Origin of the sequence: Nonomuraea sp. C10 (genome assembly GCF_008017515.1) — a bacterium.
Taxonomy (GTDB): Bacteria; Actinomycetota; Actinomycetes; order Streptosporangiales; family Streptosporangiaceae; genus Nonomuraea; species Nonomuraea ferruginea.
On the sequence record NZ_VPFF01000001.1, the window covers coordinates 5,631,168 to 5,646,379 of the forward strand.

At 72.3% G+C, this 15,212-nt stretch carries 13 protein-coding genes and 1 tRNA gene; 6 read left to right on the forward strand and 8 right to left on the reverse strand.

All coding sequences use genetic code 11. The annotated features are described in order from the left end of the window. Positions 1 to 82: 82 nt before the first annotated feature. Positions 83 to 5,485, reverse strand: coding sequence for a tetratricopeptide repeat protein (locus tag FR742_RS25795; RefSeq protein WP_148033325.1), 5,403 nt, complete (start codon positions 5,483 to 5,485; stop codon positions 83 to 85). Between the two features lie 108 nt (positions 5,486 to 5,593). Here FR742_RS25795 and FR742_RS25800 point away from each other — a divergent pair, with 108 nt between their 5' ends. From FR742_RS25800 to FR742_RS25810, 3 genes are all read left to right on the forward strand, one after another. Next, complete coding sequence (locus FR742_RS25800; protein ID WP_148033326.1) at positions 5,594 to 6,142, forward strand: hypothetical protein; 549 nt, start codon at positions 5,594 to 5,596, stop codon at positions 6,140 to 6,142. A gap of 34 nt (positions 6,143 to 6,176) precedes the next feature. Beyond that, positions 6,177 to 6,554 carry a hypothetical protein gene (locus FR742_RS25805; protein WP_148033327.1) on the forward strand — a complete coding sequence of 126 codons (378 nt, stop codon included), beginning with the start codon at positions 6,177 to 6,179 and terminating at the stop codon, positions 6,552 to 6,554. 79 nt (positions 6,555 to 6,633) lie between these two features. Next, entirely contained in the window at positions 6,634 to 7,305 is a 672-nt protein-coding gene (locus tag FR742_RS25810; protein ID WP_148033328.1) for a DUF6766 family protein, read from the forward strand. On the opposite strand, the gene FR742_RS25815 is transcribed toward FR742_RS25810, so the two are convergent. Then, entirely contained in the window at positions 7,239 to 8,075 is an 837-nt protein-coding gene (locus tag FR742_RS25815; RefSeq protein WP_222709056.1) for a 1-aminocyclopropane-1-carboxylate deaminase/D-cysteine desulfhydrase, read from the reverse strand. The two genes, FR742_RS25810 and FR742_RS25815, sit on opposite strands and share 67 nt — an antisense overlap. A gap of 73 nt (positions 8,076 to 8,148) precedes the next feature. On the opposite strand from FR742_RS25815, the gene galK reads away from it, so the two are divergent. Continuing rightward, a complete protein-coding gene (gene galK, locus FR742_RS25820) occupies positions 8,149 to 9,264 on the forward strand; it encodes a galactokinase (RefSeq protein ID WP_148033329.1) in 1,116 nt (371 codons plus the stop codon). A gap of 28 nt (positions 9,265 to 9,292) precedes the next feature. Here the strand turns inward: galK and FR742_RS25825 are convergent, their stop codons facing one another. Together FR742_RS25825 and FR742_RS25830 are read right to left on the reverse strand one after the other, a co-directional pair. Then, entirely contained in the window at positions 9,293 to 10,066 is a 774-nt protein-coding gene (locus FR742_RS25825) for an enoyl-CoA hydratase-related protein (protein WP_148033330.1), read from the reverse strand. A 41-nt stretch (positions 10,067 to 10,107) separates the two neighbouring features. After that, a complete protein-coding gene (locus FR742_RS25830) occupies positions 10,108 to 11,241 on the reverse strand; it encodes a nitric oxide synthase oxygenase (protein WP_148033331.1) in 1,134 nt (377 codons plus the stop codon). 357 nt (positions 11,242 to 11,598) lie between these two features. On the opposite strand from FR742_RS25830, the gene FR742_RS25835 reads away from it, so the two are divergent. Further along, on the forward strand, positions 11,599 to 12,483 hold the full coding sequence (locus FR742_RS25835; RefSeq protein WP_148033332.1) for a right-handed parallel beta-helix repeat-containing protein: 885 nt from the start codon (positions 11,599 to 11,601) through the stop codon (positions 12,481 to 12,483). Between the two features lie 147 nt (positions 12,484 to 12,630). Here FR742_RS25835 and FR742_RS25840 read toward each other — a convergent pair. Further along, positions 12,631 to 12,702 (reverse strand) — tRNA-Asn (locus FR742_RS25840). A gap of 126 nt (positions 12,703 to 12,828) precedes the next feature. On the opposite strand from FR742_RS25840, the gene FR742_RS25845 reads away from it, so the two are divergent. Beyond that, positions 12,829 to 13,143, forward strand: coding sequence for a YtxH domain-containing protein (locus FR742_RS25845; protein ID WP_148033333.1), 315 nt, complete (start codon positions 12,829 to 12,831; stop codon positions 13,141 to 13,143). Positions 13,144 to 13,166: 23 nt separating this feature from the next. Here the strand turns inward: FR742_RS25845 and FR742_RS25850 are convergent, their stop codons facing one another. Genes FR742_RS25850 through FR742_RS44710 form a run of 3 tightly spaced genes read right to left on the reverse strand, consistent with a single transcriptional unit; the run spans position 13,167 to position 15,123 of the window. Next, on the reverse strand, positions 13,167 to 13,640 hold the full coding sequence (locus FR742_RS25850; RefSeq protein WP_148033334.1) for a hypothetical protein: 474 nt from the start codon (positions 13,638 to 13,640) through the stop codon (positions 13,167 to 13,169). Next, positions 13,637 to 14,932 carry an amylo-alpha-1,6-glucosidase gene (locus FR742_RS25855; RefSeq protein ID WP_148033335.1) on the reverse strand — a complete coding sequence of 432 codons (1,296 nt, stop codon included), beginning with the start codon at positions 14,930 to 14,932 and terminating at the stop codon, positions 13,637 to 13,639. The genes FR742_RS25850 and FR742_RS25855 overlap by 4 nt, the downstream gene beginning before the upstream one ends. A 32-nt stretch (positions 14,933 to 14,964) precedes the next feature. Then, a complete protein-coding gene (locus tag FR742_RS44710; protein WP_187281303.1) occupies positions 14,965 to 15,123 on the reverse strand; it encodes a hypothetical protein in 159 nt (52 codons plus the stop codon). Between the last annotated feature and the right edge of the window lie 89 nt (positions 15,124 to 15,212).

Sequence of the window (15,212 nt, forward strand, 5' to 3'; positions counted from 1 at the left end):
CCCCCCAAATGTTTGACCAGATGAGCTTATCCGGTCATTTTATTCACCACAAGTTTCCTCTCGTACGGCGAAATGTCGGTTTTTAGGGGAGTTTGGCGAGCAAGGTCTTGGCCTCCAGCGTGAACGTCTCGTCGCCGCTCGCCACGGCCCGCTCCAGCAGGCGGCGGGCGGCGTCCGGGTCGCCGTCGGCCATGCGGACCTCGCCGAGCCGGCAGGCGGCCTCGGCCACCAGCTCCGGCCGGTCCGTCAGCGTCAGGGTCAGCTCGTAGTACCGCACGGTCCCGTCACGGTCGCCCAGCCAGTACGCCAGCTCGCCCAGATGCGCCGCGGCCATCCCCGCCTCGGGGTCGCCGGCGTCGATGACCCGCTGGTACCAGCCGAGCGCCTCGGGGAAGTCGCGCCGCCGCTTGGCCAGCGCGCCCAGGTACATCGCGCCGAGCGCGCTCACGTGCCCCTCGGTGGCGTGCACCGCCTGCACGTACCAGGCACGGGCGGCCGCCTCGTCCTCGTCGTGGTAGGTGTTGCCGAGCGCCACCATCGCCCGCGCCGCCGCCTCGGGGTCGCCGGCCTCCAGCACCCGCCGGTAGGCCGCCCGCCCTTCGGCCTCCTTGCCTGCGGCGACCAGGGCCTGCGCGTACACGGTCAGCGCCGTCGGCTCGCCGCTCTCCGCCGCCTCCCGCAGCGTGCGCAGCGACGTCTCGGTGTCGCCCTGCCGCTCCTGCAGCATGCCGAGCAGGCTGCCGAACACCGGCCGCGCCGGGCTGTCCGCGTCGCCCGCCCGCCGTTCGGCCAGCCTGTAGAACGCGTCGGCGTCGCCCTGGGCGTCGAGCAACTCCAGCAGCCTACTCCCGGCCACGAACCGCACCTCGGGGTCGTCGTCCTCGTTCAGCCGCTCGTAGACCTTCCTGGCCTGCCCGGTCTCGCCCAGCGCGGCCAGCCGCGCGGCCGCCTCCAGCTCGGCGAACGGGTCGCCCGCCAGCGCGTAGTAGGCGCGCACGGCCTCCGGGTCCTCACACTCCTCGCCGATCTCCCGGCCGGCCGCGGCGGCGTGCTCCCCCATCCGCGACAGCACCTGGAGGGCGAGCCGGTGCTCGCCGCGCCCGCACGCCTGCCGCGCCAGCACGGTCAGGTTGCCGACGGCCAGCCGGGCGGCCTCGGACTCGCCGCCCGCGTCCACGGCGACGGCGAACACGTCGGCGGCGCCCAGCGGGTCGCCGTCCTCGTGCAGCCAGCAGCCCAGGTCGAGCGCCGCCTGCGCGGCCGCGTCCGCGTCCTCGGACTCGATCGCCAGCCGGGCCTCCTCGGCGGCGCCCGCCGCGTCGCCGAGCGCGCGCAGCGCCCTGGCCAGGTCGCCGCGGACGGCGGGCACGGCGCGCCGGTATCCGGCCTCGACGGCCTTGCGCAGCATCAGCACCGCGCCCGCCAGGTCGCCGCCGCTCCGGCAGGCCTCGCCCCACGCCCAGTAGCCCATCGTGACGGTCTCCTGGTCGCCGGTGCCGGCCGCGCGCTCCGCCTGCTCCTTGACTTCCTCGTACGCTTGCTGCTCCAGCAGCACCACGAGCAGGTGGCGCAGGCTCTCCAGGTCACCGGCCGCGACCCCGGCGGCGAGCGCCGCACGCGCCCCCTCCCCGTCGCCGCGTTCCCGCCGCAGCTCGGCGAGCTGTACGGCGGAGCCCGGCATGGCGGCGTGCAGCGCCTCGGCGGCGCCGTCCAGGTCTCCTCTGGCGCGCCTGGCCCGGCCGATGCCCTCCCAGGCGTGGGCGGCGGCGTCCTCGTCCCCTGTGGCGGGCAACAGGCACAGCTCGGCGCGGCAGTGCTCGCCCCGCTCGGCCAGCACCCCGCCCAGCCCCAGCCTCGCCTGCGCGGACACCCTCGGCTCGCCGAGCTCCACCAGCATCCGGTACAGCTCCTCCGCGGGCTCCTCACCGTCCAGCCCCCGCGCCGCCGCCAGCACCTCGTCGTACGACTCCGCGGCCGGCCGCTCCACCAGCAGGTGCCGCACCTCGGCGACGTCGTCCTCATGCAGCGCCAGCAGCAGCTCCGCCATCTCCGCCGACCCGGCGACCCCGGCCAGCGCCGTCAACGCCGCCTCCCGCTCCCCCAGCGCGGCCAGCGCCCACGGCAACTCCTCCGCACTCGCCCTCCCCAGCCGAGCCCTGGCCACCGCCGCCGCCCTCTCGTCCGCACCCCCGGCAGCCCGCTCGAACGCCTCCCACGCCCCCCGAGAGTCCCCACCCTGAGCCAGCAACTCCCCCAGCAACAACTCCCCCTCACCCCCGAGCACCCCAACGACGGCAGCGCGCTCACCGAAGGCGTGGTCCTCACCCCCGAGAACGGTGCGCCCCTCACCGACGATGGCGGGGCGCTCGCCGGGGGTGAGATTCTCACCCCCGAGAGCAGTGCTCACCTCCCGGGACGCTGCATCCGCCGCACCTAGATATGAGCCCGCCTCCCGCTCGCCGGGGGTGGGGTACTCACCGCCGACAGCAGTGCGCACCTCCAGGGACGGTGCGTCCAGGGGCGAACCCACCTCCCCGGACGCTGCACCCAGTGGGGTGTCCGGCTGGGCGCCTCGGGCTCGGGCTGCTTGGAGGGTGGTGATGGCTTCGGTGAGGTGGCCGTGGGTGCGGAGGGAGCGCGCGAGGTGGAGGGCGGCGTCGTGCGGGGAGTGCGCCGACAGGAGGGCGCGGGCCTCGGGCAGGCGGCCCGCGGCTACCAGGGCGTCCGCGAGGTGGGTGACCGCACGGACGTCGGCGGGGTCGAGGTCGAGTGCTCGCCGGTACGCCGAGGCGGCGTCGTCGTGGCGACCGGCGGACTGCCGCACGGCGCCCAGGTGGCGCAGCGCCATCGCGGCCAGCCTGTCGTCGTCACCTTCGGCGGCAAGTTCCCATGCCGAGGCGGCCCCCGCCAGGTCGCCGGACTCCTGGCGGAGCGCCCCCAGATAGCAGGCCGCCTCCTGGACGACCCCGGCGTGCCCGGAGTCCAGCGCCAGGGTCAGCGCACTGTCGGCCGCCTCACGGTCACCACGCCGCTGCCAAGCATGCGCGCTCTGCATCGCCAGCATCGCCGCGAGCCACCGCACCTCCCCGCCGATCCCGCCAAGCGCCCGCCCCGCCGCCGAGAACTCCCGATCGAGCAGCGCCCTCCCGTACCGCCCGAACTCCCCGTACGAGTCCCGCCCGTCCAAAACCACCCCAGACGCAGCAGCACCCTCGAACCCGACGGCCCGATCTCCAGCCGCGTCCGACCCCAGTTCCCCGTACGACGCCCGCCCCTCCGAAACCATCCCGGACGCGACCCGACTCTCGGACACGGACGGAACGTCGGACGCGGACCGACTCTCGGACGCCGCCTGAACCCCGGACGCGGAGCGACTCTCGGACGGAATCTGAATCTCGGACGCAGTCTGGCCCTCGGACGCGACCCGACCCCCGGACGCGCGGTCACCCGCCCCGTCCGGCACCAGTTCAAAGGCGGCCCGTGCACCCTCCAGGTCGTCCAGCCGCACCCGGGTGAGGCCCAGGAGCCAGGCGGCGCGGACGGCGTCCCGGCCGCCGTGCGCGATGACCCGCTCGTGCAGGCGGCAGGCCGCGAGCAGGTCGCCCTGCTCCTCGTACACCTGTGCCAGCCCCGCCGCCGCCTCCCGCCGCAGCCCTTCGTGCGCGGACGACAGGGCCTCGGTGTACGCCTCACGGGCCAGGGCAAGCTCGTCGGTCATGCCCGCGAGCGCGTGCGCGACCCACGGCGCCAGCGCGGGATGCCCGCCCAGGCGGGCGCGGCGCAGCAGGTCCGCGGCCTCGTCCCGCTCCCGCAGCACGTCCCTGCCGATCACCGCCGCGTACGACAGCGCCAGCGGGTCGCCGGAGCCGGCGGCCCGCCGCAGCAGCCCGGCCGCCTCCGACAGGTCGAGCCCGAGCGAGCCCGCCACCTGCGCGAACACGGCTGTCCCGACGGCCGCCACGCCAGGGTCGGCGGCGTCCATGGCCTCCCGGTAGCGGGCCAGCCCTTCCTCCCGCCCCAGCCGCTGATGGGCGACGACCGCCCGCAGCACCGGGTGCGGCTCGTCGCCGGAGCGCTCCAGCAGGCACAGCAGGAACGCCGCGGTGAAGCCCTGCGGCACGTCCTCACCCTCGGCGACGTAGGTGAGCAGCTCGTCCGCCTGCTCCCGGTCGCCCTCGCCCAGCTCCAGCTCGGCGAGCGCCATCATGGCCCGCACCGCCTGGGCGCCCGCGCCGGAGTCGGCGGCCCGCCGCAGCAGCCGCCTGGCCTCCGCCAGGTCTCCGGCGCGCAGCTGGGCCAGCCCCTCGTCGGCGTCCTGCAGCGCCTGCTCCTCGACGGGGTCCGACAGCGGCTCGCGCCGCGCGTCGTGGTCGAGCAGCAGCGCCGCCTTGAAGGCGGCGTCGGGGTCGGGGTGCCGGGAGGCCGCGCACACCAGCTCCATGATCTCCTCGTACGCCTCCGGATGCCGTTCGAGCAGCATGGCCAGGAGCGTCACCGACACCGAGGCCCACTCGCTCTCCCCCGCCGTGAGCACGACCCGCAGCGCGTCCAGCGCCTCGGCCACCTCGCCGGCCTCGGTGTGCAGCTGGGCCAGGCAGGCCTGCGCCTCCAGCGCGTACTCGCGCTGCCCGCTGGCGATCACCCGGCGGAAGATCGCCTTGGTCCGGTCCTCGTCGCCGAGATGGCCGATGACCTTGGCCTGCTCCAGCAGCGCGGGCAGCCGCATCTCCGGCCGCGGGTCCTCGGCGGCGCGGGCGTAGGCGGCCACCGACTCGGCGTACTCGCCCAGGTCCACCAGGACCGCGCCGAGCAGCTTGTACGCCATGGACAGGTGGTCGGGGTGACCGGCGGCGACGGCGTGCTCGCAGACGGCCCTGGCCTCCTCGAACCGCTCCTCGTCCGCGTACTGCCGGTAGAGCCGGAACGCCGACAGCGACACCACCTCGGGGTCGCCGCCGGTGAGCAGCTCCCGGTAGTCGTCCTCGTCCCGCGCCTGCTCGTACAGCTCCCTGGCGGAGCCGGCCGGCGGGAAGTCCGGCAGCCGCAGCCGGGCCGCGAGCTCGGCCACCGCGGGGCTGCCGGAGCGGCGCGCCCGGTCCAGCGCCTGGCCGGCGCCCGCCTCGTCGCCCAGCTCGGTGCAGACCAGCACCATCGCCGTCTCGGCGAGCGCGGCCACCTCGAAGTCGGCCCCGTCGGCCGCGATGGACAGCACCCGGTGCGCCGCGGGCCACTCCCTGGCGTTGATCAGCATCATGCCCATGGCCATCGCCGAGCGCTGCCCGTACACCGGGTCGCCCGACTGGATCACCGCGCGGTGCGCGGCCTCCGCGCCGTCCAGGTCGCCCTGCTCCTCCAGCAGGCACGCCAGCAGGTGCGACGCCTGGGCATCCCCGGTCGCGGCCACCTCCCTGAACAGCGCGGCGGCCCCTTCGAGATCTCCCGCTTCCCAGCGGTCCATGGCCGGCCCGAGCTGTTCTGACGTCATTTACGCTCCCTGTTTAACCACTGAAGTGAAAAAACTACACATCTGTCACCTGCGTCACAGGCCATTCGGTGATACTCGGCGCCCGGCCCGCGCCGTACGGTAGAGCTCATGGGCAAGGCGTTCTGGATCGACCAGGAGTTCGACAGGGACCGTGACGGGCGCTACGCCGTGCACGTGCGCAAGAACCTCGACGCGTTCGAGTGGGGCGACATCGCGCCGGTGCGCTTCGCGTGCGCGGCCTGGGAGCTTGCCACGCCCCCGTCGCTGTCGCCCGGCTACGTGCGCTGGGACCGGCGGGTGCTGGAGGCGGCCTGCGTCCGCAACACCTGGGACGGCACGCTCAACGCGCGCATCAGGCTCGTCTCGCCGCCGCCCGCGGAGCTGACCCGCTCGCGCGCCTGGTGGCGCGACCGCGGCTGGCTCGGCTGGCAGGAGACGTTCGGCCAGTACGTCGAGCCCTCGCAGTCCGACCTGGCCCGCCACCCGTTCCTGCGGGCGAGCCTGCTCGTCGAGGCGCCGGTGCCGCTCGACGACCTGCCGCCGGAGCCCGAGGGCCCGCACGACGAGGTGGAGCAGAGCGCCCGGCGGGCCGTGACGGTGCTCGCCCGCGAGCTGAACGCGCTGGTCGCGCCGATCCTGGAGCAGCTCGGCCCCTGAGCATGCCGGATGGTCTTCCGGGTAGCGCACGGTCATGAGACTCGTCGTGAGTGTGATGCTCGCGGTGCTCGCCACCGGCTGTGTCGCCGACACCGCCGGGCCCTCCAGGGCCGCGGAGCGCTTCCACGCCGCACTCGCCGACCGCCAACTGGAGGCGGCCTGCGGCATGCTCGCCCCCAAGACGGCCGACAAGCTGCCCGATCCCGGTCAGACGTGCGCCGACGCGCTACGCGAGCTGGCGCTCGGGCCGGGCGGCGGGGTCACCGAGGTCAGCGTCTGGGGTGACGAGGCGCAGGTGCGCCTGGAGGGCGACACCCTGTTCCTGCACCACTTCGCCGACGGCTGGCGGGTCGTCGCCGCGGGCTGCGCGCCGGTCCGCGACCTCCCGTACGAGTGCGAGGTGGAGAACTGATGAAGGTGATGTTCACGCTCACCCTGCTCGTCATCGCGTCCGGGCTGGCCTTCTTCTACGCGATCGGATGGTCCCACCTTTGAGGCGGTTCAAGGACAACGCGCTGTCCGCGGCCTTCCTCGTCCTGTTCCTCGTCTGCCTGGCCGGACAGGCCCTGGCCGGGATGCTGGACTACAACGAGCGGCAGCTCGTCGACGGCGGCGAGCCGGTCTCCTTCCTGCGGTACGTGTTCTCCTCCGACTACGCGGTGGACGTCGCGGAGAACTGGCAGTCGGAGTACCTGCAGTTCTTCATGTTCATCATGCTCACCGTCTGGCTGGTCCAGCGGGGCTCGCCTGAGTCGAAGGAGCCCGGCCAGGCGGGCGCCGAGTCCGACGAGCAGCAGCTGATCGGCCGATACGCCGGTCCCGGCTCGCCCGCCTGGGCCAGGGCGAAGGGGGCGCGCCTGTGGCTCTACAGCAACTCGCTGGGCCTGGTGATGGGCTCGATCTTCCTGCTGTCGTGGGGGGCGCAGTCGGTGGCGGGACTGGCGTCGTACAACGCCGAGCGGCTGACCGACCTGCGCGACCCGGTCGGCTGGGGCTCGTACGTGACCTCGCCCGACTTCTGGAACCGCAGCCTGCAGAACTGGCAGTCGGAGCTGCTCGCCGTGCTGTCGATGGTGGTGCTCTCGATCTACCTGCGTCAGCGCGGCTCGCCCGAGTCGAAGCCGGTCGGCGCGCCCCACGCCGCCACCGGGGTCGAGGGCTGACCGGTGACCACGGCGACGACGCGGGCGCCGGCGGGGAAGACGCCGCGGCGGGCCAGGCCCACGATGCCGAGCAGCATCTTGGCGACGTAGACCCGCTCCACCCGGTGCTCGGCGGCGAACGCGGTGAGCTCCGGCGTGGTGCGGGCGTAGCCGCCGAAGTGGTGGCCGAGGTCGATCGCCCAGTTGTCCCATACTCGCCCGTACGCCTCGCGCTGCAGCCTCGCCACCTCGCCGGCGAGGAACGCGGCCCCCTTGAGCACGGCGAACCCGAGGGCCCGCTTGCCCTCGGGCAGCCCGGCCGCGATGCCGGCGAGCGTGCCCCCGGTCCCGACCGGGCAGCAGACCACGTCGTACGGGACCGGGATGTCTGCGGGCAGCTCGGCGCAGCCGCGGACGGCGGCGGCGTTGCTGCCGCCCTCGGGCAGGATCGCCACGTCGCCCCAGCGCTCGCGCAGCCGCGCCACCACCTCGGGGGTGTCCTTGCGCCGGTACGAGTCGCGGTCGAGGTAGTCGAGCCGCATCCCGCAGGCGACGGCGTAGGCCAGTGACGGGTTCAGCGGGAGGCGCTCCTCGCCGCGGATCACGCCGACGGTCTCGAACCCGTGGCGGCGCCCCGCGGCCGCCACCGCCCTGATGTGGTTGGAGTAGGCGCCGCCGAAGGTGAGCACGCGCGGATGGCCCAGGTTGTGGCGGAGCTTGCGCGCCTTGTTGTCGTCGTGCATGAGAAAGACCCGCACCGAACCGAGCGCGGGATCCAGCAGCTCCTCCACGCTCCTCCTGGTGCCGCTCGTACCGCTCGTGCCGCTAGTCTACGGTCGGGTCCTTGTTGAAGGGTGTTGGAATATGCGGGTTGTTGAAGCTTTCCGTGCCGCTTTCGGCGCCGAGCCGGCGACCGTCTGGCGCGCGCCCGGCCGGGTCAACCTGATCGGCGAGCACACCGACTACAACGACGGCTTCGTGCTGCCGTTCGCGGTCCCGTGGGGCGTCACCGCGGCGGTCAGCCCGCGTGACGACCAGACGATCCGCCTGCTGTCGCTGCAGGCGTCCTCGCCCGAGCCCGTGGTCCTCGCGGCCCGCGACGACGCCCGGGGCTGGACCCGCTACGTGGTCGGCGTCCTCGCCATGCTGGGCGACCGGGTGCGCGGCGCCGACATCGCCGTCGACGGGGACGTCCCCCAGGGCGCCGGGCTCAGCTCCAGCGCCGCGCTGGAGGTGTCGGTGGCCTCCGCGCTCAACGAGCTGCACGGCCTCGGCATGACTCCGATGGAGGTGGCGCTGCTCGGCCAGCGGGCCGAGAACGACTTCGTCGGCATGCCGTGCGGCATCATGGACCAGGCCGCCTCGGCGCTGTGCCGGGAGGGCCACGCGCTGTTCCTCGACTGCCGCACCCTCGGCTCCCGCAACGTCCCGCTCGACCTGGCCGCCCACGGGCTGCGCATCCTGATCATCGACACCCGGGTGCACCACGAGCACGCGGGTGGGGAGTACGCCAAGCGGCGGGCCGAGTGCGAGTCCGCCGCCCGCACGCTCGGCGTCGACGCGCTGCGGGACGTGACCGACCTGGGCGCGGCGCTGGCCCGGCTGCGGGGCGAGGAGCGCAAGCGGGTCGAGCACGTGGTGACCGAGAGCCACCGGGTGGAGGCGGTCGTGGGCCTGCTGCGCGCCGGCCGGCCCGCGGAGATCGGCGCCCTGCTCAACGCCTCCCACCTGTCGCTGCGCGACAAGTACGAGGTGTCGTCGCCCGAGCTGGACGTCGCGGTGGAGGCGGCCGTGCGCGGCGGGGCGCGGGGCGCCCGCATGACGGGCGGCGGCTTCGGCGGCTCGGCCATCGCCCTGGTGACCGAGGACCGGCTGGACACGGTCCGGCAGGCGGTGTCCTCGGCCTACGAGGAGCGTTCCTGGCAGCCGCCGCGCTTCCTGCCCGCCACCCCGGCCCCCGGCGCCCACCCCCTCACCTGACGCCGCGAGCCCCCCGGGGGGCGCCGGGTCAGAGGGACGGGAAGTCGGGGTCGCGGCGCTCCACGAAGCTGGCGACGCCCTCGGCGAAGTCCGGACGGCCGAACGACGCCAGCATCTCCTCCGTCGCCCGCTGGTACGACTCGTCCAGCGTCGTCACCCAGTCGCCCCACACCTGCCGTTTGATCACCGCCATCGAGGCCGGGGAGCTGAGGGCGGCCAGCTCCCCCGCGTAAGCCCGCGCCTCCTCCAGCAGCCGGTCCCCGGGCACCGCCCGCAGGGCCAGGCCCATCTCGCACGCCTCGCGCCCGGTGAACGTCCGGCCCGACAGCAGCACGTCCATGGCCCGCTGCTGCCCCATGATGCGCGGCAGCACCCATCCCAGCCCGTACTCGGCGACCAGGCCGCGGCGCGCGAAGGCGGTGGTCCACTTGGCGTCCTCGGCGGTGAACACCAGGTCGCACATGAGCGCGTGGACCAGCCCGAGCCCGGCGCAGGCGCCGTTGACCGCCGCGATCACCGGCTTGGCGATCGTGACGGGGAAGGTGTTGGGCCGCGGGTCCGGCTCCCCTTCGTAGGTGCCCTGCTGGATCGAGGCCAGTGCCTCGAAGTCGGCCCCCGCGCAGAAGCCCCGGCCGGCTCCCGTGACGACGACGGCGCGCACCCGCGGATCCTTCTCCGCCTCCGCCAGCAGGTCGAAGTAGCGGCGGCCGAGGGCGTCGGTCCAGGCGTTGAGCCGGTCCGGACGGTTGAAGGTGAGCGTGAGCACGCCTCGGTCGAGCGAGGAGAGTACGAGTTCTGCCATGGGCCAACAGAAACATGTTCTAGAGCGGGGTGCAACGCCCATCAGTGACGAGCCGCGAAGTTCGGCGAGAGCAGGGGGTTGTCGTAGTAGCGGTGGAAGACGGGGGTGACGCCGCCCGAGATGGGCGGCACGATCCAGGACCAGTCGGCCGGGCAGACCCGCCCCGCCTTCTCCTCCCTGGCCAGATGGGTGAGGAACCGGCGGGACTCGGTGTGGTGGTCGGTCATCGTCACCCCGGCCTTCTCGAACGAGTGCAGCACCGCCACGTTCAGCTCCACCAGCGCGTGGTCGCGCCAGAGCGACCGCTCGGACGAGACGTCCAGCCCGAGCCGCGCGGCCACCACGGGCAGCTGGTCGTAGCGGTCGGCGTCGGCCAGGTTGCGGGCGCCGATCTCCGCCCCCATGTACCAGCCGTTGAACGGCGCGCACGGGTAGCACACGCCGCCGATCTCCAGGCACATGCCGGAGATCGCCGGCACGGCGTGCCAGCGCAGCCCCAGCTCGGCGAACCAGGGGAACTCCGGATGCTCGATCGGCACCTCCAGCACCACGTCGCCCGGCACGTTGCACAGCAGGGGCTCGCCCATCCCCGGCTGGATCACCAGCGGCAGCACGTCGAACCGGCCTCCCCCGCCCCGCCAGCCCAGCGAGGTCGCCAGCTCGGTGAGGCCGACGTGGCGGGGATCGCCGACGACGGACCCGCCGGGTTCGCGGTATCCGGCGTAGCGGATCAGCTGGTCGTTCAGCACCCGGGGCGCCCGGCGGGCGGGCAGGTCCGGCGGGAACACGGTGATGACCGGCCTGATCTTGCCGCCGTTGGTGGCCTCCCGCAGGTGCTCCACGCACTCCAGGGCCACCCCTTCGGCGCTGGTGGTCCGGCGGCGGTCACGCACCTTCAGCGACTTCCAGTACAGCCGGCCGATGCAGCGGTTGCTGTTGCGCCAGGCCACCCGGGCGCCGAACTCCAGCTCCTCGGAGGTGTGCGTGTACGAGCCGCGCCGGGCGATCTCCCTGGCCACGTCCCGCAGCCGCGCGGCCGGGTCGCCGGCTTCCGGGTGCTCCTCGTGGAAGAGCCTGACGAAGCGCTCGGCCTCGCGATGGTCGGTGGTGCGCTCGATGAGGGTCGGTACGGGCAGGGCGTCGAAGGGTCGCAGCGTTCTGATCCAGGTAGGCAACGCAGTAACCAGCACTTTTCCGGTCACGGATCGCCCCGCCGGTTCCGGGCCGGCAGTACGTCCTGGTGGCGGCGCCCTCTCCGCACCGCCGTGACGGCTTGTCCGCGGCAGCTTTCATCCTGACCCGTCGGTACCGGTTCTGTCCGGCAAAACAGGAAAGTGGGCGGCGTGAGGCGCATATGCCCCATTTGTTCTGTTAGAAGCGATATAGCGTACATTATCTCTATTGTAATAATTAAAGCCGTTACGTTCCCCTGGCTTGGAATTCTGTGCAATTCACCCAGAGTTTGAGCCCTTCGCCCGAGTGGGAGGATATTTGTGCCACAGAACTAATCTGTGTCCTTATGGGGGAATCTCATGTATGCAAAAACTCTGCTCGTCGGCGGCCTGGGGGGCATTCTGCTCGCCTGCGCCCTGCCGATGGCCGCTTGGGCGGCGCAGGACGGCCACCACAGAGGCGAGACCACCGTGACCTGCGGACAAATCATCACCAGATCCATCAAGCTCGCCAACGACCTGCACAACTGCCGCGGCATAGGGCTGGAAGTCGGCGCGCGCAACATCACCATCGACCTCAACGGCCACACCATCGACGGCAGCGGGGGCGCCCTGCCCTTCAACGGGATCGACAACACCCCGGAGGGATCGTCCCGCACTGGTCACTCCGGAGTGACCATCAAGAACGGCACCGTCACCGAATTCGGGGCCGGGGTCAGTCTCGGGGATGGGGCCGACCGCAACCACGTCCGGAACATTCTCGCCACCGACAACGGCGGCGCCGGGATCGTCGCCCGGGACGTGGATCGCCCGCATATCAGCGACAGCGCCACCGACAGCGCCCGTTTTGGGATTTTTATCGAGTCCGTCACCAACGCACGCGTCGAGCGCAACGCCGCCCTCAACAACAGCGATGAAGGAATCGTCGTCACGGCGAGCAGAAGGACCGTGCTCCACCGCAACAGCGTGGTGAACAACAGGGGCACGGGCATCTTCGTCACGGCCAGTTCGACCTCCACCCTCATCGACGACAACGACGCCAACGGCAATGGCCAGGGCAACGACGGGGGAAGCGGCATCAACGTCACCGCGACCGATGCGGCCACCGTGATCAGGGACAACCGCGCACGCAACAACGACGAGTTCGGTATTCGAGCCGAACTAGGGGTCACCGACGGTCGCGGCAACCGGGCCAGCGGCAACGGCAACCCGGCCCAGTGCCTCAACATCAGGTGCAGGCCCTGAGCCGAGGAAAATGACATACCGGCACGGATCCAACACCCGGATCCATCACCGATCTCCTCGGGCCGGTGATCCCTGACCGGCTCCGGGAACGACTCAGGCCCCTCTCCCTTGATCCAGGAGAGGGGCCTGATCTGCGTCTTGGCGAAGCTCCCGCGAGAGGACTCGAACCTCTAACCTGCCGGTTAACAGCCGGCTGCTCTGCCGTTGAGCTACGCGGGATCGATCGGATCCGCGCTGATCGGAGGGCCTGTCGGGCCGCCCGTCGTGCGCAGGAATAGATTAGCGCACTCCTGGAGTGCGTGTCGCATCGTGATCCGGGTAGTGCCGTGAGAGCGGAGGTGCAATATGCGGTATCGAATGCCATTCGTTATGGGACTGGCCGTCGGGTACGTGCTCGGCAGCCGGGCCGGACGTGAACGGTACGAACAGATCAAGAGAACGGCCCAGCGTGTCGCCGACGACCCCCGGGTCCAGGAGGCCGCGGGGGTGATGGGCGCGAAGGCGTCCAAGATAGGCGAGATGGCCCGGTCGAAGATGAGCGGGTCCATGCAGGACAAGATGCCGTTCGGCAAGAAGCACAAGGCCGACCAGGGCACCGGGTGGCCGGACGAGAAGGTCACCGAGCCGGCCACGGCCGACCGGACGGGGATTCCCTACTGACGGGAGCATGGGCGTGTGACTCGTCACACGCCCATGCTGCGTCGCATCCCTTCGAGCGCCTGCTCGGCCTGGGCCCGAAGGCCCGGGTCGTCGGGGTCGAGGCCCTCGTCGAACACGAGCTTCCAGCCGACGACCTCGCCGCCGGGTCTGCGCCTGGCCACCAGGCGCACCCCGCCGCGGCCGGGCAGCTCCACGTGCTTGTTGACCACGATGGTGGCGTTGACGCGCTCGCGCAGGGTCTCGGGCAGCAGCCGCGGCTCTGCCACCCGCACGGCGTGGATCGTGCCGTCGCCGGTGACCAGCCGCAGGCCGTCCTCGTCCCACGAGGCCTTGTCGATGGTCTCGTACGGCACTCTCGTGCCGTCGGGCAGGAACAGCGCCAGTGTGGTCGCCACGAGGTGAGCGTCGTCTGACGGGGTGAAGGCGAGCACGCGCTCCCCCGGCTCGGTGGTCAGGGACTCGCGGATGCCGGCGGGCAGGCGACGGAAGACTTTCACCTCTCCACCGTATCCACCGTGTCATCGGTCGTGTCGGCGAGCAGGTCCAGGGTGAGCGCCGCGCTCCAGGAGAAGTCCCGGCAGCCGCGACCGCTGCCGTCGAACGGGTCGAAGCACTCGCGGAACCCTGCCTGCCTGACCAGGCGCAGCGTGCCGTTGGTGAGCTGCTGACCGAGCGACTCCAGGCCGTGCACGGCGGCGGCGCGGCGCAGCAGCCAGTTGGTGTTCACCCAGGACGGGCCGCGCCAGTAGCGGGTGCGGTCGAACTGGACGGCGCGGATCTCGCAGCTGGGCACCGGGTAGCCGGTGGCGCCCATGAACCGGGCCGACTCCAGCACCTCGACGGCCGTGTTCACCTGCAGGGCGGGCAGCCCGGGGTCGAGCAGCGGTCCGAACCCGCCAACGGTGCAGATGCGGACGAGACGCTCGTCGCGCAGGTCGCGGGCGTAGAAGCAGCCGTCCCACAGCCGGTCGAGCAGGGCGCTCCTGATGCGCTCGGCCTGCTCGACGTGCGGCACGGGGTCGGCGCCCGCGATCGGGGCCAGCTCGGCCAGGGCCTGGCACGAGGCGAGCCAGATGCCGTTGAACAGCGGGTCCTCGATCGCGAACGGGTGCTCGTCGCGCAGGTATCCGGCCTGGTAGCCGGCGTTGCGGTAGCGCAGCGCCAGCCACACGTACCGGTCGTGGTCGCTGTCGGGGTGCCGCTCGTCCAGGTCGACGTTGCGGTAGCCGTAGCGGATCTCGGGGAGCGCGGCGAGCGCGCCGTCCCACGCCGGGCTGTCGTCCATGCCCGATTCCCAGGGGTGCACGATCGCGGCCAGCCCCGCGCCCCCGAGGTCGCGGGCGCCGGCGAGGTAGGCGTGCTGCGCGGCCAGGGCCGGGAAGGCCCGCCTGACGAAGGCGTCGTCGCCGGTGTGCCGGTAGAGCCACCACAGCGCCAGCCCGTGCAGCGGCGGCGCGGTCAGCCCCGAGGTGAGCACCCGGGGCGCCGCCGGGTGGTCCTCGGAGCGCCATACGGCCGGGCCGGGGAAGTACGCCTCGGGCGTGTGGAAGACGATGTGCGGGATCATCCCGGTCGCCCACTGCCCGTCCAGCAGGCCGAGCAGCTCGGCGCGGGCCCGGTCGGGGCGGTGCCTGGCCAGGCCGATCGCGACGAACGCCGAGTCCCAGCTCCATTGGTGCGGGTAGAGGCCGGGCGCGGGCACGGTGGCGCTTCCCGTCCAGTTCGCCTCGAGCACGGACAGTGCTTCGCGCCCGAGCGCGGCGTCGTCGACCGCCGGCCGCGCTTCCATCCACCCACTATGCGCCGGTAAGCCCGAGGACGCTACGTCCCGCTGCTCCGCTTCGTCAGCAGCATGACGCCGGCCGCGACGGCGCCGATGATGAGCGCCCACTTGAGCAGGTCGAAGATGAATCCGACAAGTGGCCCGAGCAGGATAAATGCCGCGATGATGGCTGCGATGACCAGAAGTATTCGTCCCATGACTTGAACGGTACGAGATCCTTTAAGCGGATTGCAGGTAAGACAGGGTTCAATCAGGGACAAGTCAGGGTCCCCCCTATGGCATCGGG

What these genes read in the sequence shown, in the direction of transcription:
- FR742_RS25795 (WP_148033325.1), bottom strand. Translation starts at nt 5,485, where the DNA reads ATGACGTCAGAACAGCTCGGGCCGGCCATGGACCGCTGGGAAGCGGGA.
- FR742_RS25800 (WP_148033326.1), top strand. Translation starts at nt 5,594, where the DNA reads ATGGGCAAGGCGTTCTGGATCGACCAGGAGTTCGACAGGGACCGTGAC.
- FR742_RS25805 (WP_148033327.1), top strand. Translation starts at nt 6,177, where the DNA reads ATGAGACTCGTCGTGAGTGTGATGCTCGCGGTGCTCGCCACCGGCTGT.
- galK (WP_148033329.1), top strand. Translation starts at nt 8,149, where the DNA reads ATGCGGGTTGTTGAAGCTTTCCGTGCCGCTTTCGGCGCCGAGCCGGCG.
- FR742_RS25825 (WP_148033330.1), bottom strand. Translation starts at nt 10,066, where the DNA reads ATGGCAGAACTCGTACTCTCCTCGCTCGACCGAGGCGTGCTCACGCTC.
- FR742_RS25835 (WP_148033332.1), top strand. Translation starts at nt 11,599, where the DNA reads ATGTATGCAAAAACTCTGCTCGTCGGCGGCCTGGGGGGCATTCTGCTC.
- FR742_RS25845 (WP_148033333.1), top strand. Translation starts at nt 12,829, where the DNA reads ATGCGGTATCGAATGCCATTCGTTATGGGACTGGCCGTCGGGTACGTG.
- FR742_RS25855 (WP_148033335.1), bottom strand. Translation starts at nt 14,932, where the DNA reads ATGGAAGCGCGGCCGGCGGTCGACGACGCCGCGCTCGGGCGCGAAGCA.
- FR742_RS44710 (WP_187281303.1), bottom strand. Translation starts at nt 15,123, where the DNA reads ATGGGACGAATACTTCTGGTCATCGCAGCCATCATCGCGGCATTTATC.